Source organism: Streptomyces sp. NPDC029044 (assembly GCF_040637495.1).
GTDB lineage: Bacteria > Actinomycetota > Actinomycetes > Streptomycetales > Streptomycetaceae > Streptomyces.
Window position 1 is genome coordinate 17,736 of record NZ_JBEZWN010000058.1, and the last position, 23,857, is coordinate 41,592.

Genomic DNA, 23,857 nt, shown 5'->3' on the forward strand with positions numbered 1-23,857 from the left:
GCCGGTGCGGCCCCTCCCGTCACGTCACTGTGCAGAGATTAGGGGGGAACTGTGAATCCTGGGGGCTGTTCAGATAAAGAGCGTGTTTCCGTTGATTCCCGACTTCAGTCGCTCAGCACCGCACGCAACCGGTCAACTTCCGTTGTCGGCGCGTCACATGTGAAGTTACGGCAGACATAGGCCGCCGGTTCACCGCCGACCAGCGGACGGGCGCTGAGCAGCGGGAACTCCTCGCTCTCCGGCACCCCGACGGCGACGACGGCACCCGGCGCGGTCCCCAGAAGCGCCGTGCGGTGCAAGGCCCTTGTGCCGGCGTCGTCGAGCGACGGACCCACGACCGCGACTTCCCGCGGACCGTCCAGCACGGCCTCCGCGACCGCGAGCCCCCAGCCGATGAAGCGCGGCACCCGCGGCCCGAGCGCCTTGACGACACCGAGGGCCTTCTCGGCTGCCGTGCGGTGCGGCTCGGAGCCGGTGTGCGCGGCGTACCCCAGCAGGGCACCGGCCGCAGCACTCCAGCCGGACGGCGCGGCATTGTCGGTCGGATCCTGCGGACGGCGGATCAGCCGCTCGGCGTCGGCCGCGGTGTCGTACAGCGAGCCCGACTCCGGGTCGGTGAAGCGGGCCAGGACGTGGTCGACGAGGAAGCCGGCGAACTCCAGCCAGACGCCCTCACCGGTGACGGACGCGAGCGCGAGGAACCCCTCCGCCACATCCGCGTAGTCCTCCAGGACACCCGCGTTGGCGCCGGCGTGGCCGTCCTTACTGGTGCGGGTGAGCCGGGCCTGCTCGTCCAGGTGCAGCCGGACCAGCAGGTCGGCCGCAGCGACGGCGGCCTCGACCAGGTCGGGCCGGTCGAAGTAGGCGCCCGTCTCGGCCAGGGCGGCGATCGCGAGGCCGTTCCAGGCGGCGACGACCTTGTCGTCCCGGCCGGGCGCGGGCCGCCGCGACCGCGCCGCCAGCAGCCGCTCCCGGACGGAAGCGACCTTTCCCGCATCGACGAAGCCGTCCCGCACGGGCAGTTGGAGGACGGACGCGCCCTCCTCGAAGGTCCCCTCCTCGGTCACCCCGAAGTGCCGCGCCGCGAGGTCCGCGTCCTGCTCGCCGAGGACCTCCCGCAACTGCTCCGGCGTCCACACGTAGTACGCGCCCTCGACGTGCTTCCCGGTGCCGTCGTCGCTGTCGGCGTCCAGCGCGGAGGCGAACCCGCCCTCGTTCGTGCGCAGTTCACGCACCATGAAGTCGGCCGTCTCCAGGGCGACGCGGCGCGCGAGCTCCGAGCCGGTGGCGCGCCACAGATGGGCGTACACCCGGCACAGCAGGGCGTTGTCGTACAGCATCTTCTCGAAGTGCGGCACGACCCAGTCACGGTCGACCGAGTAGCGGGCGAAGCCACCCCCGAGCTGGTCGTAGATCCCGCCCCGGGCCATCCGCTCGCAGGTGTCGCTCGCCATCTGGAGCGCGCCCTCGGCGCCGGTCCGCGCATGGTGCCTCAGCAGGAACTCCAGCACCATGGACGGCGGGAACTTCGGCGCCCCGCCGAATCCGCCGCGCTGCGGGTCGTACTCCCGGGTCAGCCCGAGCAGGGCCTGCGCGAGCTCCTCCTCACCGGGGGTCTGCGCATCGCCGTAGGAGATCTCCCGCCCGGCCAGATCCCGGACGATCTTCCCGGCGACCTCGGTCACCTCGTCCCGCCGCTCGTCCCACGCCTGGTGCACGCCCTGGAGCACCTGCCGGAAGGACGGCATGCCCTGCCGGGGAGCGGGCGGGAAGTACGTACCGAAGTAGAACGGCTCGGCGTCCGGGGTGAGGAAGACGGTCATGGGCCAGCCGCCCTGCCCGGTCGCGGCCTGCACGGCTTCCATGTAGACGGCGTCCACGTCGGGGCGTTCTTCGCGGTCGACCTTCACGCTGACGTAGTGCGCGTTGAGGTACTCGGCGGTCTCCTGGTCCTCGAAGGACTCGTGCGCCATGACGTGACACCAGTGACAGCTGCTGTATCCGATGCTGAGCAGCACGGGCACGTTCCGTTTCCGCGCCTCTTCGAACGCCTCTGCCGACCAGGGCCACCAGTCGACGGGGTTGTCGGCGTGCTGGAGCAGGTACGGGGACGTCTCATGAGCCAGTCGGTTCGGCATGGTGTCCATCCTGCCGCAGTACCCCGCCCGTCACCCGGCAGGCGTCTCCCAGACGGTCACCTTGAACTTGGCGGTGCCGCGGCCGGCCGGCGCGGAGACGACGCTCAGATACGCCGTACGGCCCTCGGTCGTCGCCAGACAGAAGCGGCTGCCCCTGGCTGCCTCGCCCGAATACGTGCCGTTGTCGGCCACGGCCTCGGCGCACTGGGACTCGGTCGGCGCCGAGCCGGACGCGGGCAGGGCGGCGAGGGTGTTGCCGGACTTCGGCGTGTACAGGGTGGGGGCGGCGGCGGTCGTGCTGACCGTGAGGTCGTCGCCCTCGCCGTCGGTGCCCGTGACGACCGGTGCGGTCGAGTCCAGGTCGAGGTAGCGCATGCCGCCGCTGCCCAGGTCGACCTCGAAGTCGTCGGGGCCGTAGAGGACCTCGGCCGCCGCGGCGCTCTCTTCCGACGGCGCGGCGGGCTGCTCACCGTCGGTGGACTCCTTCGACGAGGACGACCGGACCGGGGACTGCGCCTGGTCCTCGCTCGTGCCGTCCGACGAGTCCCGGCCGCTCACCAGGATCGTGACCAGGATGCCCACGACCGGGATGACGATCCCGATGACCCACCAGGCCCAGCGGGGCTGGTGCGGCCCCTGCGGCGTACCGGTCGGCGCATTGTTGTGCGCGGTCATGTGCTCCCCCGTGTTGCCCCTTCGTCGTGTGCGATCACGATAGCCCGCCGGGCGGACGGCGGCCCCGATTCACCATCCCTCCACGGCTGTTGGCCGGCCGCACAACCACCCACTCCACGCTGAACGGGTCCCTTCCCGACGACCCGGCCCCTCCCCATGACGCGCCGTTCGCAGCACACTTGACCTTGAACGCCGTTGCCGCCGGAGGGGGAAGTGACATGCGGGACAGCCATCGGGCCGATGCCGAACGGCTGTTGGTGCGGGCCGTGGAGGAGGAGGTGCGGCGCTCGGGCGGACGCAGCGACGGGAAGGTGCTGCTCGCGCGGGCGCGCGGAGCGCTCGACACGATGGCGCGGAGCGCGGGTGAGGAGTACGAGGCCTACACGCGCGCCCTGGACGAGGCGGCGGCCGGCCAGCTGACCTTCGGGCAGCGGTACGCCCGGGAGGGGGCCGGGACGCCGCTGCTGGTGGCCGGGGTGGCGGCCGTCGCAGCCGTCGTCGCCGACCTGGCGCTGGGCACGGGGACCGGGACGGCTCTGGGGGCCGGTGTGACGGTGGGTGTCGTCGGGGCCACGGCAACGGTGGTGAAAGTGGTCGGGTCGCATCTGCCGGCCGCGCACCGCCGGGCCGGTGCCGTGAGCCAGCCGGGCGGCCCGGAGCAGTTGCGGTTGCAGTGGCTGACGGCGCTGGAGGTGCGGGGCATCCGGCCGTTCCTGGACCAGCAGCGGGTACTCGCGGCCTCGACGGGGCCGAAGAAGACGGGCGGCCCGCGGCTGCGGGGCGCGGACAAGAGCGCGGCGGCGCGCGGGCGCAATGTGCTGGAACAATCCTTCGGGCAGCTCCCCGAACCGGCGGAGCCGTTCGCGGGGCGGCGGCAGGAGCTGGCGCAGATCCGGCAGTGGGTGCAGGCGGCCCGGGCGAGCACCGAGACGCAGCCGACGGTGGTGGTGCTGCACGGCACGCCCGGCAGCGGCCGTACGACGCTCGCCGTGCACGCGACGCACGATCTGAGGGACTACTTCCGCGGTGCCTGTGTCGTCGACCTGCGCGCCGACGGGCCGGGCGAGTCACCGCTGTCCACCCGTGACGCGCTGCTGCATCTGCTGAACCGGCTCGGCGCGCCCCGCGAGCAGCTGCTGTTCCGCGAGCGGTCCTCGCCCGACCAGCAGGTCAAGCGGCTGAGCGAGCTGTACCACCAGCATCTGACGGGCCTGCCGGTCACGGTCGTCCTCGATGACGCCGCGGACGCGGAGCAGGTCCGCGCCCTGGTCCCGGAGCGCTCCGACAGCCTGGTACTGGTGACCGCGCGGGGTCCGCTGGAGCTGGGGGGCCTGCCCGCGCGGGTGCACCAGCTGGCGGTGGCGCCGCTGGACGCGGCGGGTGCGGAGGAGCTGCTGGGCGCGGCGGCGCAGGACCGTTCCGGGCCCTACGACGCGGAGTCCGCGGACCGGGTCCGGGAGCTGTGCGGCGGGCTGCCGCTGGCGCTGCGCATCGCGGGCTCGTGCCTCGGTCCGCGCTCGCCGCGCGCGCTGGCCACGGACCTCGACGCGTACGGCCCGGTCGAGCCGGTCGAACGCGTCCTGTGGCTGCGCTACACCGACCAGTCGGAGACCGTACGGCGCTTGCTGCGCCGGCTGGCCCTGGCCGGGCGGGCCTCCCTGGGTGCCGCCGCGGCCGCCGCGCTGCTGGCGACGGACGAGGCGGAGGCCAAACGGCATCTCGGGGTCCTGACCCGGGCCGGGCTGATCGACCACGTCCGGGGCGACCGCTACCGGCTGCACGACCTGGTCCGTTCCTTCGCCCAGGCCCGCCTGCTCGACGAGGAGGAGCCGGCCGAGCGCACGGCGGCGCAGGAACGGCTGATCGTCAACTACGCCGAGCTGGCCGACTCGGTGCTGCGGATGGTCGACGGCAACATGTCGACCCGGACGAACCGTTTCAGCCCCTACGGCTTCACCTCCCTCGACGAGGCGCTGCGCTGGCTGGACGACGAGTCGAGCTTCATCACGGCGGCGCTGCGGCATGCCGAGGGGGTGGACCAGGCGGCGGTGCTGAACCTGCTGGGCGCCCTGTGCGACTACTGCCTGCTGCGGGGCGACCTGTACCGGCTGGGTGAGATCAGTGAGCTGGCGCAGGCGGTGGACGAGGGGCTGATGGTCCGCTCGGTGCAGTGGCGTACGGGTATCGCGGCCCGGCAGCTGGGCGAGCTGGACAAGGCCCGCACCACCCTCGCCTCGGTCGTGGACCTCTACCGGGAGGCCCACCACGACGCCGGCGCCGCCCGCGCGCTGTGCTCCCTCGGCATCACGCTGCACCACCAGGGCAACCTGACGGAGGCGTCGGCGAAACTGCGCGAGGCGCTCACCCTCCAGGCCCCGCCCGCGCTGGCGGTGGACCGGGCGTGGACGATGCACGCACTCGCGGCGGTGGAGCGGGACCGTGCCCGGCTGGCGGAGGCGCTGGAGCTGCTGACCGAGTCGTTGGTCCTGCACCGGCGGGGCGAGTCCGTGCACGGCCAGGCGTGGGCGCACTTCCAGCTCGGTCAGCTGGGACTGCGCAGGGGCGACGTCCCACGGGCCGAGGCGGAGCTGCGGGCGGCCCTGGAGCTGTACGGGCGCACCCGTGACGCCCGTGGTGAGGCCTGGGCCCTGACGCAGCTGGCCCGTGCGCTGCTGGTCGCCGGGGACGCGTCCCCGGCGGTGGAGGAGCTGCGCGGGGCGGCGGCCCGGCACCGCGACAACGAGGACGCGCGCGGCGAGGCCTGGACCCTGTACTACCTGGGCCAGGCCCTGGAGGAGACGGGCGATCTCGATCAGGCGGTCCGCGAACTGGAGCGGGCCCGCACGATGTTCTCCCGCATGCGGGACGTCTACGGTCTGGCCTGCGCCCGCCACCACTCGGCGCGCGTCACCCGCGACCAGCGGGCGGCCCAGACGGGCTCACTGCGCAACTCCGGCTTCGCCCGCCAGCTCCTGGTCGACGCCCGGGCCGACTTCCAGCGCATCGGCGTCGCCCACGGCGAGGCCTGGACGTGCCTGGAACTGGCGGTCGTGGACGCGGGCAACGCCCGCACCCAGCAGGCACTGGCCCTGTGCGACGAGGCGGTGGACCTCTTCACGTCCTACGGCGACCGCCGGGGCGAGGACTGGGCCCGCTTCCTGCGCTGCACGCTTCTGCCGTATGCGGCCCCCGGCGGCATGGAGGTGGGCACGGCGGTGGCCCAGGAGGAGCTGGCGCAGCTGTCCCGCGCCGGCCACGGGCTGCGCGACGGGAAGCTGGACGACTACCTCGACGCGTACCAGCTGCTGCTGGAGCGGGGCGTGACCCTGGAGGCGGGCTGGCAGGCCTGGCGTCTCGGCATGGTGCCGAACCGGCATGCGCGCGAGGTGATGGGCGTGGCGGTGGAGACGGAGGCGTAGCTCCCGACGCGCGCGGCGCATCCGTCGGCGGCGGTTGTCGCCGGCCGCCGACGGGTGGCGCCCCCTCGGCCGGGGGGCGTCAGCCTTGCTTCTTGGCTCCCTGGCCGGTGGGCTCCGCTTCCCCGGCCTTCGCGTCCGCGTCCGCCGGGGCCTGCTCCGGCTGCTCCGCCGTCGGGTCCGGGACCTGAGTGAAGTCGACCCGGTTCATGTGCCGGCTCATGGACTTCATCAGGGCCCACACCGCCAGGGCCATCGCCGCGAAGACGATGAAGCCGAGGACGCCGGGGGTGACCTTGTCCTCGTCGACCTCCTTGGCGAAGGAGACGAGGTGCGTCATTGCCAGGCTTGCGCTTGCGCTCATGTCAGGCATTGTCGCGGATGCCCGCGAAGAGGTCGTCCTCGGGGAGGGAGGTATCGACGAGGGCCTTCGCCAGCTCGTACTCCTCCGTCGGCCAGACCTCCTTCTGGATCTCCATCGGCACCTTGAACCAGCCGCCGTCCGGGTCGATCTGCGTGGCGTGGGCGATCAGCGCCTTGTCACGGATCTCGTAGAAGTCGGCGCACGGGATGTGCGTGGTGAGCGTGCGCTGCTTCATGCCGAACTCCTCCCAGCGCTTGAGCCAGTCCCCGTAGGGGGACTCCAGGCCGCGGTCGAGCATCGCCTGGTGCAGGGCCTCGGTGCGCGGACGGTTGAAGCCCTGGTTGTAGTAGAGCTTCTGCGGCTGGTAGGCGGGGCCGTACTCCGCCTCCGGGTACTTCTCGGTGTCCGCGGCCGACTCGAACGCCACCATGGAGATCTTGTGCGTCATGATGTGGTCGGGGTGCGGGTAGCCGCCGTTCTCGTCGTAGGTGGTGATCACCTGCGGGCGGAAGGCACGGATCTTGCGCACCAGCTCCCCGGCCGCGTGGTCCACGTCCTCCAGGGCGAAGCAGCCCTCCGGCAGCGGCGGCAGCGGGTCGCCCTCGGGCAGGCCCGAGTCGACGAAGCCGAGCCATTCCTGCTTGACGCCCAGGATCTCCCGGGCCTCGTCCATCTCCTTCTTGCGCACCTCGTGGATGTGCTCCTCGATGTACGCGTCACCCTGGAGCTTGGGATTGAGGATGGAGCCGCGCTCCCCGCCCGTGCAGGTCACGACCAGCACGTCCACCCCCTCGGACACGTACTTCGCCATGGTCGCAGCGCCCTTGCTCGACTCGTCGTCGGGGTGGGCGTGAACGGCCATCAGTCGCAACTGGTCAGTCAAGACTCAATCCTCAGTAAGTCGGCGCCCTGTGTGCGTCGGCGCAATCAGCGGCTTCTATAGTGACCGAATCGGGGGGCGAATAATTCCGGGGCCCGGTGCCGGCGCCCCCTCCGGGACCTTCGTCCCGGCCCTGCCAGGAGGACGATCATGAGTACGTCGAGCACGCGACTGCCCGAGGGCCGGTACGGCCGTTCCTCGGACGAGCGCGCCGACCGCACGCTCAAGGTCGTGGGCACCGTCCTCGCGGTGGCGCTGCTGGGGCTCCTCGGCTGGTTCGGATACCACTACGTCGCCAAGAGCGAGATCAGCGCCGAGGTGATCAGCTTCGAGCCGGGCAAGGAGTCCGTGCAGGTGCATCTGGAGGTCCGCAAGGACGCCGGCGCCAAGGGCTACTGCACCGTGCGCTCGCAGGCCGAGAACGGGGCCGAGGTGGGCCGGGCCGACTTCCGCTTCGACGGCGACGGGACCCGCATCGACAAGGTCGTCACGCTCCGTACGACCTCCCCGGGGACCACGGCCGAGCTGCTGGGCTGCCACACCGGCTGACGCCGACCGGGCATCACCTGGAATACGTAGCACGTGACCTGCATCGATGTGAATCTGGTGGCTTATGTCCTCCCCCTTGAGCCCCTGAATTGTTAGGCTCGTGGTTTCGCCCTTCCGTGAAGGAACATTCTTCTGTGTAGGGCGATGCTTTGTATTCCCAGTACCTACGAGGAGCACCTGTGACCCAGACCAGCGAGAACGTCACCTGGCTGACCCAGGAGGCGTACAACAAGCTCAAGGCTGAGCTTGAGCACCTTACTGGTCCCGCGCGGGCGGAGATCTCCGCGAAGATCGCCGCTGCGCGCGAAGAGGGCGACCTGCGTGAGAACGGCGGGTACCACGCGGCCAAGGAGGAGCAGGGCAAGCAGGAGCTCCGTGTGCGCCAGCTCACCCAGCTTCTCGAGAACGCCAAGGTGGGCGAGGCGCCCGCGGCGAACGGTGCGGTGGCGCCCGGCATGGTCGTCACGATCGCGTTCGACGGTGACGAGGACGACACGCTGACGTTCCTGCTCGCCTCCCGCGAGTACGCGAGCTCCGACATCGAGACCTACTCGCCGCAGTCTCCGCTGGGCACCGGCGTGATCGGTCACAAGGTCGGCGAGGACGCGGAGTACGAGCTGCCGAACGGCAAGAAGGCCTCGGTGAAGATCCTGAAGGCGGAGCCGTACGAGGGCTGACCCACCGCTGCACGAGCCCTGATCTGCCCCCGGCGCCGAACCGGCACCGGGGGCATCGTCATGCCGTCGCCGAGCGGTACTTGCGCACCGCCAGGGTCCGGAAGACCACCAGGATCAGGATCGAGTAGATCAGCGAGGCCCACACGGGGTGCTGCATGGGCCAGGCGTCCGAGACGCCTACGACCAGGCCACTGGACGTGGCCGCCTCGGGGGTCCGGACTGACATGCCGATCAGGGCGCCGATCCATGTGAAGTCGTAGCCGCGCAGGAGCAGCAGGCGGAAGGCCGCGAGGGCCTCGGCGTTGGTGCTGCCGTCCGAGCCGACGCGCCAGCCGTACCAGCACGGCGACCGCCGCGAGGACGACCAGACGGTGGCCGATGTCTTCGCCCTACGCGGGAGCGGTGATCATCTTTCCCACGTCAGTCCCTCCGTGACTGGCAGCCGGTCCTTGACCGGCCAACCCCAGGGGGTGCCCGCCTCCTGGGGTCTTCCATGTGATGGCCCATGAGCGTAATTGCCTAATCGGCCACTCGTCCGATGATCTATGCCAACTTCACCCATTTTTGGGCCCGTTGGAAAAAGCCCGAGCAGAAGGCCGGCCAGACGCCACAATGCTCCCCGCTCCCCGCTCAACGGCGCGGTCGCGGACGCCACCCACGACCGCTTCATCCAGGTGCACTACAACCGGTCGGGCAACATCATGTCGCTCAACCCGGTGTGCCGTCCGAACCGGCACCATCCCGAGTTCGCGTGGCCGCTCGTGGGACGTCAGCGGCCCACGAAGAAGCCCCCACCTGTTCGGTGAGGGCTTCTTCATTCGCGAGGGTGGAAACCGGTCAGCCTTCCGCCGCCCGGTACTTCCGCACGGCAAGAGTCCGGAAGATCACGACGATCAAAACGGACCAGATCAGGGACGCCCAGACCGGATGTTGCATGGGCCAGGCGTCGGACTGGACCACGCCCGGATTGCCGAACAGCTCGCGGCACGCCTGGACCGTGGCACTGAACGGGTTCCACTCCGCGATGTGTCGCAGCCACGGCGTCATCTGGCTGGAGTCGACGAAGGCGTTCGAGATGAACGTCACCGGGAACAGCCAGATGATCCCACCCGAAGTGGCTGCCTCCGGGGTCCGGACCGAGAGCCCGATCAGGGCCCCGATCCACGTGAAGGCGTAGCCGAGGAGGAGAAGCAGCCCGAAGGCTCCCAGGACTCGGCCTATATTGGTCGGCTCGGCCGAGCCGGTGCGCCATCCGACGATCAGCGCGACGATCGCCAGGACGGTCAGCGTGATGCACGTCTGTACGAGATCCGCGACGGTCCGACCCGTCAGCACCGCACCGCGGGCCATCGGTAGAGAGCGGAAGCGGTCGACGAGCCCCTTCTGCATGTCATCCGCGATGCCGGCGGCCGAGCCCGCGGTCGCGAAGGTCACCGTCTGGGCGAAGATGCCGGCCATCAGGAAGTTTTTGTAGACGTCCGCATCGGTGGACCCTCCGATGCTCATCGAGCCGCCGAAGACGTACGTGAACAGGACCACGAACATTACTGGCTGAATGACCCCAAACAGGACCATCTCAGGAATCCTGGTCATACGAATCAGGTTCCTGCGGGCAATGACCAGCGAGTCGGCAACCATGCTCATGCGGGACGCCCCTTCCCAGCACTCACGCGCCGACCTCGAATGCTCGACGAGGTGAAGCGTGAAGACCGGCTGACCGGGTTCGCGGCCGGCGCGACCCGGACGGTGTCGGTGACGGCGCTCACTGGGCGGCCTCCTTGTCGTTGTCCTGGTCCTTGGCCTCGGCGACGTGGCCCGTGAGGGACAGGAAGACGTCGTCGAGGGTCGGCCGGCGCAGGCCGATGTCGTCGATCTCGATGCCCCGGGTGTCCAGCTCGCGGATGACCTCGGCGAGGAGCTTGGCTCCGCCGGTCACGGGGGCGGTGAGCTTGCGCATGTGCTCCTCGACCGTGGTCTCGCCCTTGCCGAAGCCGGCGAGGACCTCGGCGGCCGCCTGGATGTGCTCGCGCTCGTGCACCACGACCTCGACGCGCTCGCCGCCGGTGCGGGCCTTGAGCTGGTCGGAGGTGCCCTGGGCGATGACCTTGCCGTGGTCGACCACCGCGATGTCGTGCGCCAGGTGGTCGGCCTCCTCCAGGTACTGCGTGGTGAGCAGCAGCGTCGTGCCTCCGGAGACCAGTTGCTTGATGACCTCCCACAGCTGCTGGCGGTTGCGGGGGTCGAGGCCGGTCGTCGGCTCGTCCATGAACATCACGGGCGGCGAGACGACCAGGGCCGCCGCGAGGTCGAGGCGGCGGCGCATGCCTCCGGAGTAGGTCTTGGTCGGGCGGTCGGCGGCGTCGGTGAGGTGGAACTGCTCCAGCAGTTCGGCCGCGCGCTCCTTCGCCGCCTTCGCCCGCATCTGGTAGAGCTGGCCGACCATCTGGAGGTTCTCCCGGCCGGTCAGGTATTCGTCGACGGCCGCGAACTGGCCGGACAGCCCGATGGAGCGGCGGACCGCGTCGGGCTGCTTGAGCACGTCGATTCCCGCGACGACCGCCCGGCCGCTGTCGGGGCGCAGCAGGGTGGTCAGGCAGCGGACGGTGGTGGTCTTGCCCGCGCCGTTCGGCCCGAGCAGGCCGAGGACCGTGCCCTCGGGCACGTCGAGATCGACGCCGTCCAAGGCCTTGACGTCACCGAAGGTCTTGACCAGACCTTCGGCGTAGATGGCGCCTGGCATATGAGTCTCCACGTCTTCGGGGATGACCGGACAGACGTCCGGTGAGGCTTACCACCGACACACCATAACGCGATGTATCGCGTCTTACAATGAGTTTTTGCGCGTTGCTCTCCGTGAGACGAAAGGATCTTGCCCGGATCGGCGGCAGCTCCCGGACGGGTCGGGGAGCCCGCTCAGCCGATGACCGTGTAGCCCGCCTCGCGCAGCGCCTGCCCCACCTCCGCGCAGTGCGCCGGACCCTTCGTCTCCAGGTGCAGCTCGACCTCCGCCTCCGTGAGCCCGAGCCGCGGATCGGTTCGCACATGACTCACATCGAGGACGTTAGCGTCGACCACTGACAACGCGCCCAGAAGAGCGGCAAGAGCACCGGGCCGGTCCGTCAGCCGCAGCCGGACCGCCAGGTAGCGGCCCTGCGCGGCCATGCCGTGCCGCAGCACCCGCTCCATCAGCACCGGGTCGACATTGCCGCCGGACAGCACCGCGACGACCGGGCCCTCGAACGCGCCGGGTTCGCTCAGCAGCGCCGCGACCGGGCTCGCCCCGGCCGGCTCCACGACCAGCTTGGCGCGCTCAAGACACAGCAGCAGCGCGGCGGACAGCTCGTCCTCGCTGACCGTGCGCACCTCGTCGACCAGCTCGCCGACGATCCCGAACGGCACGTCACCGGGCCGCCCGACCTTGATGCCGTCAGCCATCGTCGCCGGGTTCTCGACCGACACCGGCCGACCCGCCGCCAGCGAGGGCGGGTAGGCCGCCGCGCCCGCCGCCTGCACGCCCACGACCCGCACGTCCGGCCGCAGGGACTTCACCGCCACCGCGATCCCGGCGGCCAGCCCGCCCCCGCCGATGCCGACCAGGATCGTGCGCGCCTCCGGGCACTGCTCCAGGATCTCCAGGCCCACCGTGCCCTGGCCCGCGATGATGTCGGGGTGGTCGAAGGGGTGGATGAACACCGCGCCCGTCCCGGCCGCGTACTCCTGCGCCGCGGCCAGCGTCTCGTCGACGACCTGGCCGTGCAGCCGCACCTCGGCGCCGTACTCCCGGGTGGCACTGACCTTGGGCAGCGGGGCGCCCTTCGGCATGAACACCGTGGAGCGCACGCCGAGCAGGGCGGATGCGAGGGCCACGCCCTGCGCGTGGTTGCCGGCGCTCGCGGCGACGACGCCGGCGGCACGCTCCTCCGGCAGGAGACCGGCGATCCGGACGTACGCGCCGCGCAGTTTGAACGAGCCCGTGCGCTGGAGGTTCTCGCACTTGAGGTGGACCGGCGCACCGACCATCTGGGACAGGTGCCTGCTGCCCTCCATCGCGGTCACCCGCGCCACACCCGAGAGCATCTTCTGCGCGCCGCGCACGTCGTCGAGGGTGACGGGCCGAAAGGAGTCAGCCGTGCTGTAGCTCATGACTCCAGCATCGCAGTTCACAGGCGGGAACGACCGTTGTGACCAACCTCCGAGACCCGCTTTGCGCAGCGCCGGTACGGCCTGCCTTCCGGCCGCGTACCCTGTCCCCCAATCTGCCAGCCCTCCACGAAGTGAGCCCCCGGCCATGCCCACAACACCTGAAATGTCGATGGACATGACGACCGTCGGTGACACCGGTCTTCTCGACACGTTGCAGCACGAGGTGGCGCTGTTCGCCCGCCGTGCCGAACAGACCCGGCTCGGCGGGGTCGGGCAGGTGCGCAACTCCATGGACCGCGCCGCGTACCTGCTGCTCAACCGCCTCGACAAAGAAGGCCCGATGGGCGTCAAGGCGCTCGCCGCGAGCATGGGGATCGACTCGTCGACGGTCACCCGGCAGGTGGCACCGCTCGTCGACACCGGCCTGGTCAAGCGCACCTCGCACCCCGAGGACGGACGCGCGGTGGTGTTGCAGCTGTCTCCGCGCGGCCAGGCTCGCCTGGAGGAAGTGCGCTCCTCCCGACGGCAGTTGATGGCCGAGCTGACCCACGACTGGCAGCCGGAGGAGCGCGAGGCGTTCTGCGACCTTCTCACGCGCTTCAACAGCGCCCTGTCCTCCCGGATGGCGGCCCAGGGGGTGCCGGGCCCGGAGGCGGAGCCGGCGTCCTGAACGCTCCGCCGCGCGGGGGCACCGCGTACGACGGCCGGGCCTCCACGCGCGCGTGGCGCCGGCCGAGCGGTGCGCGGCTCTTGACCTCGGGGCCGTGCCTGGCCTGATATGAGACCGGGCCCCGTCGCGTGCGGCCGGGTGCCCGCATCCTCAGGGTCGCCGGCAGGCGGGAGGCGCGGTGCTGGAACGGCATGCGTCCCGGGCACCCCGTCGCGCCCGGGAGTTCGAGGCGTTCGTCGCGGGCGCGGCCGGGCGGCTGCTGCACGCCGCAACGCTGCTCACCGCGGAGGCCCCGGACGTCAACCCCCGCGCGCGGCGCCTGCTGACGCTGTCACTGGCCCACACGTACGCGAGCTGGGACCGGCTGCGCGGCGAGGACCCCTACGACCGCACCCGCTCGCACCTCGCGGTCCGCTTCGCGCGCGGGGCGTGGCACCACCACGGCGGGCTCGGCCGCTCCCGCCCGGATCCCGCGAGCCCCCTGGCCCCGCTGACCCCGCAGGAACGGCTGGTCCTCGTCCTCCGGCTGTACGAAGGCGTCGCCGAGGAGCAGACGGCGGCCCTGCTCGGCCTGTCCCCGGAGCGCGTACGGGCGATCTGCCACCGGGCCACGTCCACCCTGCTGCACCGGCCGCGGGGCCCGGCGCCCGCGGTGACGGCCACCAAGGCGGTGCCGTCATGAGCCCGGACCACGACCGGAGGGCGACATGAGCGGGAGCGACCGCGAGGCGGCCGTACGGCGGCTCCTGGAGCAGGCGCCACGCCCCCTGCCGCCCGAGATCCACCTGGAGGCGGTGCGCCGCGGCGGCCGTATGCTGCGGCGCCGGACGCTCGCCCGCCGCGCGCTGTGGCTGCTGCTGCTCGCGGCGACCCTGGCGTTCACCGTGTGGGCGCTGACGGCCCGCCCGTGGGTGGAGCCGCCGTCCGAGACGACTCCACCCCTGAGCGGCTGGTGACCAGGTGAAGGTGCCGGACCCCGAGTCTGCGACCCCACCCGAACGGCAGGCCCTAGCCGAGTGCCTGCTGAAGGTCCTCCAGCAGGTCCTCGGCGTTCTCGATGCCCACGGACAGCCGCACCAGGTCACCCGGGACCTCCAGGGCCGAGCCGGCCACGGAGGCGTGCGTCATGCGGCCGGGGTGCTCGATCAGCGACTCGACGCCGCCCAGGGACTCGCCCAGCGTGAAGATCTTCGCCCGGTTGCACACCTCGACGGCCGCCTCCTCGCCGCCCTCGACACGGAAGGAGACCATGCCGCCGAACGCCTTCATCTGCTTGGCGGCGACCTCGTGACCCGGGTGCTCCGGCAGCCCCGGGTAGAGCACGCTGCTCACGCGCGCGTGCCGGGTGAGCATGTCGGCGATCTTGGCCGCGTTCTCGCTGTGCCGGTCCATGCGCACGGACAGGGTCTTGGTGCCGCGCAGCACCAGCCAGGAGTCGAAGGGCCCGGCGACCGCGCCCATGGCGTTCTGGTGGAAGGCCAGTTCCTCGCCCAGGCCGGCGTCGGCCGTGATCAGGGCGCCGCCCACGACGTCGGAGTGACCGCCCATGTACTTGGTCAGCGAGTGCACGACGATGTCCGCGCCCAGCGCCAGCGGCTGCTGGAGGTAGGGCGTGGCGAAGGTGTTGTCGACGACGAGGCGGGCGCCCGCGTCCCGGGCGACCTGGGCGACGGCGGCGATGTCGGTGATGCCGAGCAGCGGGTTGGAGGGGGTCTCCACCCAGACGACCTTGGTCTTCGGGGTGACGGCGGCGCGCACCGCGGCCGGGTCGCTCGTGTCGGCGACCGACCACTCCACACCCCAGCGGGCGACGACCTTGGCGAACAGACGGAACGTGCCGCCGTAGGCGTCGTTCGGGATGACCACGTGGTCGCCCGGGCTGAGCAGCGTACGCAGCAGGCAGTCCTCGGCCGCCAGCCCGGACGCGAACGCGAGACCGCGCCGGCCGCCCTCCAGGGCGGCGAGGTTCTCCTCCAGCGCGGTCCTGGTGGGATTGGCGCTGCGGCTGTACTCGTAGCCGCCGCGCAGGCCGCCGACGCCGTCCTGCTTGTAGGTCGAGACCTGGTAGATCGGCGGGACGACCGCGCCCGTCAGGGGGTCGGCGGTGTTGCCCGCGTGGATCGCGAGCGTCTCGAAGTGCTGACTGATGTGCCTGTCGCTCATGAGCACCGAGGGTAGTGCGCCGGGGCGAAGAGTGCCGGGGGGTCCGGGGCGACGAGGAGTTTTCCACAGGTTCGGGGAGCAGGTTGGCCAATTGTCGGCGCGGTCTGGTTCGCTTGTTGCATGGAGATTCTCTGGGTCCTGATCGCGCTGGTCATGCTGGGCTTCGTGCTGCTCCCCTTCCTGCGGCGCAGGCGCGGTGGTGCGATAGGGCTGGTCTCGCCCGACCACCCGGACGCGGCCGACCCGGCGAACTACGGCTTCGTCCGCGAGGAGGAGCTCGACATCCGCATGCCGGGCCCCGACCAGGACCTGCTGGACGTCCTGGACGTGGTGCAGCGCACGCAGGACTACCGCGCCGCGCAGCAGCTCCTGGCGGGCACCGAGACGGAGGGTGAGCGGCGCTGGCAGCGCGTCCAGGCCTTCGCGGGCGCCGCCTCCCTGGAGCTCTCGCGCCGGCCCGGCGGGGTGAGTGAGACGCCGGGCGGGCAGTGGCTGCGCGTGTGGCGGTCCGAGGCTCCCAAGGACGCGGGCGGCGCGGCGGTGCACGCCGAGTTCCTGGTGCAGCAGGCCTGGCGTACGGCCACCCCCGGGACGGACGAGTTCCGGATCATCATGGAGGAGGCGAGGACGGCGTGCGGCGAGGCGGCGCTGCTCGCCCCCGGTGACCCGATCCCCTACATCGTCGAGTTGTCGGTGGCCCGCGGTCTCGGCTACTCCCAGAAGGACTTCGAGCAGGTCTGGCTGAAGATCCTGGACCGCGCCCCGGCCCACATGGGGGCGCACCTGGCCGCGCTGCACTACTGGTGCGAGAAGTGGCACGGCTCCCGTGCGGAGGCCTACTCGTTCGCCGAGGCCGCTGCTGCCCGGGCCCCCCAGGGCTCCCTCCTGTCGGCGATGCCCCTCTTCGCGGTGTTCGAGCACCTCCCCGAGGTCACCCTCGTGGCGAGCTTCTGGCAGAGCGAGGTCGTCACGAAGGCGGTCCACGGCGCGCTGCACGCGGTGCACGCGGCCCGCCAGGACGACCCGATGCTGGCGCACGTACGGCACATGCTGGTGTTCTTCCTGGTCCGCAGCGAGCGCTGGTCGGAGGCGATGAACCAGCTGGTCCTCATCGACGGGCATGTGGGCGCCCTGCCCTGGACGCTGTCCGCCGACCCGGCGGCGGAGTTCGCGGTGTACCGGGCACTGGCCGTGGCGGGCTACGAGGCGAACGGCGGCAGCCCCGCGAGCCTGCCGCACTGACGCCCGCGGTGTGTCCTGCCCGGTCGGTGTGGGGAGGGCCGTGGCTGATCCTGCGAGCTTCGGCGGGGGCTGGATCTCCGAAGAGGGTCTGCGGCCGTTCTGCGAGACCATCGCGGAGTTCTCCGGCTACGAGTTCGACGACCTGGACGGGCAGGCCGTCGGCAACGCCCTGCCCGGCACCGACGTCGTGAAGCCCGACGGCTGGTACGACTACCCGCTCTCGGGCCGGATGCCGCTGACGCTGCTGGTCGCGGACGACCCCGGCTCGTCCGTGGTCTTCGTGCGGGTCACGGGGAACCCCGGCGACCGCACACGGGCACAGATCGAAGCTGCCCTGCACATCTTCAGCATGTACACCGTGCGCTGACGGTTCGTTCCCGGGGGGCGGGGCTGCTGTGGGTGCCCTGTCAGCCAATAGGGTGCCTGCGTGACTGCGCCTGTGAGTTCCGAAAGATCCCGTGCCGCGCTGCGGATATCCGCGCGGGTGTCCGGTGAGTTTCTGCTGGTGTTGGCCGGGCTGGCCGTGACCCTGTGGCTGCTGGGCCGGATGTGGTCGGTGGTGTGGCCGCTCGTGGTCGGGCTGCTGTTGACCACGCTGACCTGGCCCGCGGCCCGGTTCCTGCGTCGCCGGGGGTGGCCGCCCGCGCTGGCCGCCTCGGTCGTGACCGTGCTGTTCCTGCTGGTCGCAGCCGGTGTGGTCGCGTTGATCGCGGTGCCGGTGGCGTCCCAGTCCGGTGAGCTGACCGACGGTGTCGTGGAGGGCATCCAGCGGCTGCGCGAGTGGGCCGCCGGGCCGCCGCTGAACATCGGCGACGCGCAGATCAACCAGGCCTTCGACAGTGCGGTCGCGCGGGCCCAGGAGGGCGTCGGCAGCATGGTGGGCGCGGTCGTCACGGGCGTGAGCACCGTGGTCAACGGTGTCGTCACCGCCGTCCTCGCGTTGTTCCTGATGTTCTTCTTCCTCAAGGACGGCCCGCGGTTCCTGCCCTGGCTGTCCCGTCAGCTGCCCGGCCGGCTCGCCACGGACGTCCCGGCCGTGTTCGACCGTGGCTGGGCCACCCTGGGCTCCTTCGTGCGGTCACAGGCTGCCGTCGGCCTGCTCGACGCCGTGCTGATCGGCTTGGGTCTGTGGGTCCTGGGTGTTCCGCTGGTGCTTCCGCTGGCCGTGCTGACCTTCGTCTCCGCGTTCGTGCCGATCATCGGCGCCCTGTTCGCCGGGTTCGTCGCGGTGCTCATCGCGCTGGTCTCCAACGGCCTGACGGACGCGCTGATCGTGCTGGCGATCATCGTCGTGGTGCAGCAGCTGGAGGGCAACGTCTTCCAGCCCATGATCCAGAGCCGCGGCCTGGGCCTGCACGCGGCCGTCGTGCTGCTGGCGGTGACCCTGGGCGGCAGCCTGGCCGGCATCGTCGGCAGCCTGCTCGCCGTCCCGATCGCCGCGCTGATCGCGGTGGTGTGGAACTACGTGCGGGAGCAACTCGTCGATCCGGCTGACGACGCGAGCACCGGCGATCCGGAGGCCGGCGCCGCCGTCCCGTCCTGAGGAGCCGGGCGCGCTAACGGCCCCGTCCAGGTCGCGGGGCCGCTCGCCGCTTGCGAGTCTGCGAGCGAGAGGAGTGCCGCCCATGGTTCCTGCCGCAGCGTCACCCGTACGTCTGGAAGCGTCCGTCGATCCCCGGCTGTCCCGATGGCTGTGGCTGGTGAAGTGGCTGCTCGCCATCCCGCACTACATCGTGCTGTTCTTCCTGTGGATCGCGTTCGCCGTCGTGACCGTGATCGCCTTCTTCGCCGTCCTGTTCACCGCGCGCTACCCCCGCTCGCTCTTCGACTTCAGCGTCGGCGTGCTGCGCTGGAACTGGCGGGTCGGCTACTACGCGCACACCGCGCTCGGCACCGACCGGTACCCGCCGTTCACCCTCGCCGACGTGCCCGACTACCCGGCGCGCTTCGACGTCGCCTACCCCGAGCGGCTGTCGCGCGGACTGGTGCTGGTGAAGTGGTGGCTGCTGGCGATCCCCCAGTACATCGCCGTCGCGATCATCGCCGGTGGCGGCTGGGGCGGCGGGGACGACTGGCGGGGCGGCGGTGGGCTGATGCCGTACCTGTCCCTGGTGGCCGTGGTCATCCTGCTGTTCACCGCCCGCTACCCGCGGCACCTCTTCGACTTCCTGATCGGCCTGGCCCGCTGGACGGCGCGGGTGGCGGCCTACGCCGCGCTGCTGACGGACCAGTACCCGCCCTTCCGGCTCGACATGGGCGGGCAGGAGCCCGCACCGGCGTCACCACCGGCTTCGCCGCCGGGCTCCCCGCTGACCAAGGCCTGACCCGAAAAGGGCGCAATCACAGCGGCGGCGTTTCCCCCGCCCTACGCTCCCTCGCATGGTTCTGCGACGAGCGTTACAGCTGATCATGGTCATCGTTCTGGCCCTGGCGGGGGCGGCCCGGGGCGGCGCGGGCACGGCACGGGCGGAGGAGGACGGGACGGCGACCGAGCGGCAACGGCTGTTCTACAACCACGCCTACGGCGTGCTCGACCGGGAGACCGCGGACGCCATCGAGCACTCCGCCCATCTGCGGGACTTCGCCGCCTTCCAGGTCCGCACCACGACCGGCGCGGGCGGGCAGACCTGGACCGGCCGCTACCTGATGGGACGTGAGACCTACCTGGAGTTGTTCGGGGTGGGTGACCTGCCGGGCAAGGACGGCACCCTCGGCGCCACCGGCATGGGCGTGTCCACCGAGCACGCCGGTGACCTGCCGGCGGTGATCGAACGGCTGCGGAAGGCCGGGATCACCGACCCGGTCACGTTCCGGCAGACCCGCGACTTCGGCGACGGCGTCCCCGTGCCCTGGTTCGACACCGTCTTCACCACCGGCGAGTACGACCTCTTCGGCGCCTGGGGGATGGAGTACCGGCCGGAGTACTTCGCCGACCCGCGCGGCGACACCGAGCCCGCCTCCCACCCCGGTGACGTGGGCCGGGAGCGCTATCTGCCCGACACCTACCGCGACCGCCTGATGCGGGACGTGACCGGGATCCGTCTCGCGGTGACCGCACGGGACCTCGCCGACACGGTGCCGTTGCTGAAGGCCGGCGGCTTCGCGGTCCGGTCCCTGCCGGGCGGGGGCGTCGTCGCGTACGGCGGCGGCACCACGCTCCGGTTCGACCCCGTGCCCGTGCAGCGGGTGGGCCTCAAGCAGGTCACGATGTCACTGAACCGGCCGGTGGCGTACCGGCACGTGGAGCGGATCGGCCACTCGGCCCTCGTGGTCGGCCCGGGGTCACGCGCGGTGTGGACGTTCGAGAGGCAGGACCCGCCCGGCTCAGCGGGCCAAGGGTCCTAGGGACACCGCCTGGCCCAGCCTCTCTCCCAGGAACTCCTCCCACGTCCGCTTCCCCGCCTCGGCCCCCTCCAGCGTCAGGTTCGCCCCCGCCCGGTACGCCCGCCCCGCCTTGCCGGGGATGCGCACCGGCAGCATGGGGCGGCGCCTGCCCCGCAGGCCGAGGTAGGGGCGGGCCAGGGCGGCGAGGTCGTGGACGTCGGGCCCGGTCAGGTCCGGGACCAGGCCGGACGGGGCGCCGAGGGCCAGTTCCGCGAGGCGGGCGGCGACCTCGCGCGAGTCCACCGGCTGGAGCCGCAGGCCGCCGGGGACCGGGAAGACCGGCAGCTTCGCCATGTTCTCGACCATGGTGAACGCCAGGTCGTGGAACTGGGCCGCGCGCAGGGTCGTCCACGGGATGCCCGAGGCGGCGACGGCCCGCTCCGACTCCAGCTTCGTCCGCATCCAGGCCAGCGGGACCCGGTCGGCGCCGATGACGGAGATGTAGAGCAGGTGGCGTACGCCGGCCCGGGACGCGGCGCGTACCAGCGTGCGGGTCGCCTCGTCGTCGCCCTTGGGGCCGCCCGCCAGGTGCAGCACGGTCTTCACCCCGTCGACGGCGGCCTCGACGCCGTCGCCCTTCAGCAGGTCGCCGGTGACGTACGCGGTGCCGTCCGTGGCGGGGCGGGCGTGCCGGGTGAGGACCCGCACGTCGTGGCCGCAGGCGCGCAGCAGCGGAACGACGTGGCCGCCCAGGGTGCCCGTGCCGCCGGTGACCAGGATCGGTGATGTCATGACTGCTCCCCAGCTCGTCTGCCGTGTGTTGCCTTCGCCGGTATGACGTGCGGCGGCACGACGATGTGACGGGCGGGGGTGTGATCGGCCCGGCGAGGGCTCAGCCGCCGCTGCCGTAGGGCCTCGTGATGATCTCCAGGCGGTGGCCGTCGGGGTCGTCGAAGTAGGTCCCGCGGCCGCCGTCGTTGTGGTTGATCTCGCCGGGACGGCTGTGGAACGGGTCCGCCCAGTACGTCACGCCGGCTTCCCGGATGCGGCCGAAGATCTCGTCGAACTCGTCCTCCGAGACGAGGAAGGCGTAGTGCTGCGGCGTGATGGCGCCGGGGCTGTCCATGAAGTCGAGTGTGACGCCGTTGGAGATCTCGACCGGGAGGAACGGGCCGTAGGGCGGACTCACGTCGAGCCCCAGGAGGTCGGCGAGGAACCGGGCCGAGGCGCGCTTGTCGTGGGCGGCGACGATGGTGTGGTTCAGCTGCACGGTCATGGTGGCCTCCCCTGACGTACCTGGCGGACCCCCCTGGTGCACTCCCCCCCCCCCGCGTGTACCCGCGCACTTCCCCACGTGTACCCCACGTGCGCCCTGTCGTGCATCACGAAGCCTTGAGGGCCCCGGCACGCGGCCGGGGCCCTCAGGGGGTGCTTTCCAGCAAGTCAGCAGGCCGGCGGTCAGATGGTCGCCGTGTCGATCACGAACCGGTAGCGGACGTCGCTGGCCTGGACCCGGTCGTACGCCTCGTTGATCTGGTCACCGCGGATCAGCTCGATCTCGGCGCCGAGGCCGTGCTCGGCGCAGAAGTCCAGCATCTCCTGGGTCTCCGCGATGCCGCCGATCATGGAACCGGCGAGGGTCTTGCCGCCGCCGATCACCGAGAAGAGGTTGAGGGAGACCGGCTCCTCGGGGGCGCCGACGTTCGCCAGCGTGCCCTCGGTCTTCAGCAGCGACAGGTACGCGTTGAAGTCCAGCGGGGCGGAGACCGTGGACACGATGAGGTCGAAGGTGCCGGCCAGCTCCTCGAAGGTCTTCGGGTCGCTGGTGGCGTAGTAGTGGGCCGCGCCCAGGCGCAGGCCGTCCTCCTGCTTGCGCAGGGACTGCGACAGCACGGTCACCTCGGCGCCGAGGGCGTTGGCGATCTTGACGCCCATGTGGCCGAGGCCGCCCAGGCCGACGATCGCGACCTTCTTGCCCGGGCCCGCGCCGAAGCGGCGGAGCGGGGAGTACAGGGTGATGCCGGCGCACAGCAGCGGGGCCGCGACGTCGAGCGACAGCCCGTCGGGGATGCGGACGACGAAGTTCTCGTCGACGACGACCGTCTGCGCGTAGCCGCCGTAGGTGGGCTCGCCGTCGTGGCCGATGCCGTTGTACGTCGGGACGTTGCCCTGGACGCAGTACTGCTCGCGGCCGGCCTTGCAGTTCTCGCACTCGCGGCAGGAGTCGACCATGCAGCCGACGCCCACGCGGTCGCCGACGGCGAACTTCGTGACGCCCGGGCCGACCTCGGTGACGACACCGGCTATCTCGTGGCCGGGGACCATCGGGAAGATCGCCTCGCCCCAGCCCTCCTGGGCCTGGTGGATGTCCGAGTGGCAGATGCCGGCGAACTTGATGTCGATCAGGACGTCGAACTCGCGGACCTCGCGGCGCTCGATGGTGGTGCGCTCCAGCGGAGCCTTGGGAGCGGGAGCGGCGTACGCAGCAACAGTGGTCATGCCGGGGGTTCTCCTAGCGGGGGTCGTGTGCCCGGCTGCCTTCTGGATCTTCTGACCGGGCACGATCACCAGCGTGCCCGATTCGGGCGTGCTCACCCAGACCACGCTTTTGCGTACGCACACGGTGCGTACCACTGGTGGGGTCAGGCTCGTGAGCGTACGACCGTGAATACTGGACGGCATGGACGAACAGCCCGAACCCGCACAGACGGCCGGTGGCGGCCTGGACCGGCGCGCCGAGCTCAGCGAGTTCCTGCGCACCCGGCGGGCCCGGCTGAAGCCGGAGGACGTGGGGCTGCCCGATTTCGGGCGGCGCCGGGTGCCCGGGCTGCGCCGCGAGGAGCTGGCGCAGCTGGCCGGGGTGTCCGTGGCGTACTACACGCGGCTGGAGCAGGGAAACGGCCGCAACGTCTCGGCGGAGGTGCTGGACGCGATCGCGCGCGCCCTGCGGCTGAGCGACGCCGAGCACGCGCACCTGATGCATCTGGCGAAGCCGAAGCAGCACAAGAAGAAGCCCGCGTCGCGCAGCCGGCAGGTGCGGCCGGCGCTGCGGCACCTGCTGGACTCGATCGAGAACGTCCCGGCGTACATCGTCGGGCGGCGCTCGGACATCCTGGCGTGGAACCGGATGGCCGCGGCTCTCTTCGGCGACTGGGCGGAGCAGCCGGCCCAGGAGCGGAACTGGGCGCGGATGGTGTTCCTGCGGCCCGAGTACCGCGAGCTGTTCGTCGAATGGGAGCAGAAGGCAGCGGACATCGTCGGCTACCTGCGTATGGACGCCGGCTGCCACCCCGACGATCCGCAGCTGTCGGCGCTGGTCGGTGAGCTGTCGGTGAAGAGCGAGGAGTTCCGCCGCCTGTGGGCCGCCCACGACGTCAAGGAGAAGAGCTACGGCGTCAAGCGCCTGCGCCACCCCCTGGTGGGCGACCTGACCCTGTCCTTCGAGACGTTCCGCCTGGTCGACGACGGCGAGCACTCCCTGATCACGTACCACGCGGAGCCGGGCACCCCGTCCGCGGAGGCGCTGCGCCTGCTGGCGAGCTGGGGGGCGGACGCGACCCGCTCCGGCACCAGGGCGTCGGCGCCCTCGGAGTAAGCAGGTCACCCGCGGAGGTCA

23 protein-coding genes and 1 pseudogene are annotated in these 23,857 nt (G+C 71.4%); 12 read left to right on the forward strand and 12 right to left on the reverse strand.

Translation table 11 applies throughout. The features are described from left to right. Positions 1 to 104: 104 nt before the first annotated feature. A complete protein-coding gene (locus AB0E85_RS31745) occupies positions 105 to 2,138 on the reverse strand; it encodes a thioredoxin domain-containing protein (protein ID WP_361934472.1) in 2,034 nt (677 codons plus the stop codon). 30 nt (positions 2,139 to 2,168) lie between these two features. After that, positions 2,169 to 2,813, reverse strand: a complete 645-nt coding sequence (locus tag AB0E85_RS31750) for a hypothetical protein (RefSeq protein WP_361934475.1) — start codon at positions 2,811 to 2,813, stop codon at positions 2,169 to 2,171. Positions 2,814 to 3,031: 218 nt separating this feature from the next. Here AB0E85_RS31750 and AB0E85_RS31755 point away from each other — a divergent pair, with 218 nt between their 5' ends. Further along, on the forward strand, positions 3,032 to 6,232 hold the full coding sequence (locus AB0E85_RS31755) for a tetratricopeptide repeat protein (RefSeq protein ID WP_361934478.1): 3,201 nt from the start codon (positions 3,032 to 3,034) through the stop codon (positions 6,230 to 6,232). Between the two features lie 79 nt (positions 6,233 to 6,311). Here the strand turns inward: AB0E85_RS31755 and AB0E85_RS31760 are convergent, their stop codons facing one another. Next, positions 6,312 to 6,602 carry a hypothetical protein gene (locus tag AB0E85_RS31760; protein WP_361934481.1) on the reverse strand — a complete coding sequence of 97 codons (291 nt, stop codon included), beginning with the start codon at positions 6,600 to 6,602 and terminating at the stop codon, positions 6,312 to 6,314. Then, positions 6,595 to 7,476, reverse strand: coding sequence for a mycothiol conjugate amidase Mca (gene mca, locus AB0E85_RS31765; RefSeq protein WP_184559710.1), 882 nt, complete (start codon positions 7,474 to 7,476; stop codon positions 6,595 to 6,597). Before mca ends, AB0E85_RS31760 begins: the two co-directional genes overlap by 8 nt. Positions 7,477 to 7,623: 147 nt before the next feature. On the opposite strand from mca, the gene AB0E85_RS31770 reads away from it, so the two are divergent. Beyond that, the gene (locus AB0E85_RS31770) at positions 7,624 to 8,022 is read left to right on the forward strand and encodes a DUF4307 domain-containing protein (RefSeq protein WP_361934484.1); all 399 of its coding nucleotides are present in this window, start codon (positions 7,624 to 7,626) and stop codon (positions 8,020 to 8,022) included. Between the two features lie 179 nt (positions 8,023 to 8,201). Further along, entirely contained in the window at positions 8,202 to 8,699 is a 498-nt protein-coding gene (gene greA, locus AB0E85_RS31775) for a transcription elongation factor GreA (RefSeq protein WP_361934487.1), read from the forward strand. 58 nt (positions 8,700 to 8,757) lie between these two features. Here the strand turns inward: greA and AB0E85_RS31780 are convergent. The 4 genes and pseudogenes from AB0E85_RS31780 to ilvA all read right to left on the reverse strand — a co-directional run. Continuing rightward, a pseudogene (locus AB0E85_RS31780) lies at positions 8,758 to 9,067 on the reverse strand (ABC transporter permease); the annotation flags it as partial. A gap of 469 nt (positions 9,068 to 9,536) precedes the next feature. Beyond that, positions 9,537 to 10,343 (reverse strand): ABC transporter permease, encoded by an 807-nt coding sequence (locus AB0E85_RS31785; protein WP_361934490.1) that lies wholly within the window; start codon positions 10,341 to 10,343, stop codon positions 9,537 to 9,539. Positions 10,344 to 10,461: 118 nt separating this feature from the next. Continuing rightward, positions 10,462 to 11,439: an ATP-binding cassette domain-containing protein gene (locus tag AB0E85_RS31790; protein WP_361934493.1), complete on the reverse strand. Its 978-nt coding sequence runs from the start codon at positions 11,437 to 11,439 to the stop codon at positions 10,462 to 10,464. Positions 11,440 to 11,612: 173 nt separating this feature from the next. Continuing rightward, a complete protein-coding gene (gene ilvA, locus AB0E85_RS31795) occupies positions 11,613 to 12,842 on the reverse strand; it encodes a threonine ammonia-lyase (protein ID WP_361934496.1) in 1,230 nt (409 codons plus the stop codon). A 163-nt stretch (positions 12,843 to 13,005) separates the two neighbouring features. On the opposite strand from ilvA, the gene AB0E85_RS31800 reads away from it, so the two are divergent. From AB0E85_RS31800 to AB0E85_RS31810, 3 genes are all read left to right on the forward strand, one after another. Next, complete coding sequence (locus tag AB0E85_RS31800; RefSeq protein WP_361934532.1) at positions 13,006 to 13,512, forward strand: MarR family transcriptional regulator; 507 nt, start codon at positions 13,006 to 13,008, stop codon at positions 13,510 to 13,512. 178 nt (positions 13,513 to 13,690) lie between these two features. Further along, entirely contained in the window at positions 13,691 to 14,194 is a 504-nt protein-coding gene (locus AB0E85_RS31805) for a sigma factor-like helix-turn-helix DNA-binding protein (protein ID WP_361934498.1), read from the forward strand. Between the two features lie 25 nt (positions 14,195 to 14,219). Beyond that, on the forward strand, positions 14,220 to 14,468 hold the full coding sequence (locus AB0E85_RS31810) for a hypothetical protein (RefSeq protein WP_361934500.1): 249 nt from the start codon (positions 14,220 to 14,222) through the stop codon (positions 14,466 to 14,468). A 52-nt stretch (positions 14,469 to 14,520) separates the two neighbouring features. On the opposite strand, the gene AB0E85_RS31815 is transcribed toward AB0E85_RS31810, so the two are convergent. Further along, positions 14,521 to 15,675 (reverse strand): cystathionine gamma-synthase, encoded by a 1,155-nt coding sequence (locus tag AB0E85_RS31815; protein ID WP_361934502.1) that lies wholly within the window; start codon positions 15,673 to 15,675, stop codon positions 14,521 to 14,523. 120 nt (positions 15,676 to 15,795) lie between these two features. Between AB0E85_RS31815 and AB0E85_RS31820 the strand changes: the two genes are divergently transcribed. The 5 genes from AB0E85_RS31820 (at position 15,796) to AB0E85_RS31840 (ending at position 20,262) form a co-directional block, all read left to right on the forward strand. Beyond that, on the forward strand, positions 15,796 to 16,917 hold the full coding sequence (locus AB0E85_RS31820) for a hypothetical protein (protein ID WP_361934505.1): 1,122 nt from the start codon (positions 15,796 to 15,798) through the stop codon (positions 16,915 to 16,917). Between the two features lie 40 nt (positions 16,918 to 16,957). Beyond that, on the forward strand, positions 16,958 to 17,284 hold the full coding sequence (locus AB0E85_RS31825; protein ID WP_361934507.1) for a hypothetical protein: 327 nt from the start codon (positions 16,958 to 16,960) through the stop codon (positions 17,282 to 17,284). A 60-nt stretch (positions 17,285 to 17,344) separates the two neighbouring features. Next, the gene (locus tag AB0E85_RS31830; RefSeq protein WP_361934509.1) at positions 17,345 to 18,460 is read left to right on the forward strand and encodes an AI-2E family transporter; all 1,116 of its coding nucleotides are present in this window, start codon (positions 17,345 to 17,347) and stop codon (positions 18,458 to 18,460) included. A gap of 82 nt (positions 18,461 to 18,542) precedes the next feature. Further along, positions 18,543 to 19,241: a DUF4389 domain-containing protein gene (locus AB0E85_RS31835; protein WP_361934510.1), complete on the forward strand. Its 699-nt coding sequence runs from the start codon at positions 18,543 to 18,545 to the stop codon at positions 19,239 to 19,241. Between the two features lie 79 nt (positions 19,242 to 19,320). Next, a complete protein-coding gene (locus AB0E85_RS31840) occupies positions 19,321 to 20,262 on the forward strand; it encodes a DUF5829 family protein (RefSeq protein ID WP_361934535.1) in 942 nt (313 codons plus the stop codon). Here AB0E85_RS31840 and AB0E85_RS31845 read toward each other — a convergent pair. From AB0E85_RS31845 to AB0E85_RS31855, 3 genes are all read right to left on the reverse strand, one after another. Continuing rightward, on the reverse strand, positions 20,242 to 21,033 hold the full coding sequence (locus AB0E85_RS31845) for an NAD(P)H-binding protein (protein WP_361934513.1): 792 nt from the start codon (positions 21,031 to 21,033) through the stop codon (positions 20,242 to 20,244). The genes AB0E85_RS31840 and AB0E85_RS31845 overlap by 21 nt on opposite strands. Positions 21,034 to 21,133: 100 nt before the next feature. Beyond that, on the reverse strand, positions 21,134 to 21,517 hold the full coding sequence (locus AB0E85_RS31850; RefSeq protein WP_361934515.1) for a VOC family protein: 384 nt from the start codon (positions 21,515 to 21,517) through the stop codon (positions 21,134 to 21,136). 182 nt (positions 21,518 to 21,699) lie between these two features. Beyond that, complete coding sequence (locus tag AB0E85_RS31855; RefSeq protein ID WP_361934518.1) at positions 21,700 to 22,740, reverse strand: NAD(P)-dependent alcohol dehydrogenase; 1,041 nt, start codon at positions 22,738 to 22,740, stop codon at positions 21,700 to 21,702. Positions 22,741 to 22,921: 181 nt separating this feature from the next. Here AB0E85_RS31855 and AB0E85_RS31860 point away from each other — a divergent pair, with 181 nt between their 5' ends. After that, the gene (locus tag AB0E85_RS31860) at positions 22,922 to 23,836 is read left to right on the forward strand and encodes a helix-turn-helix transcriptional regulator (protein ID WP_361934520.1); all 915 of its coding nucleotides are present in this window, start codon (positions 22,922 to 22,924) and stop codon (positions 23,834 to 23,836) included. Positions 23,837 to 23,857: the final 21 nt, after the last annotated feature.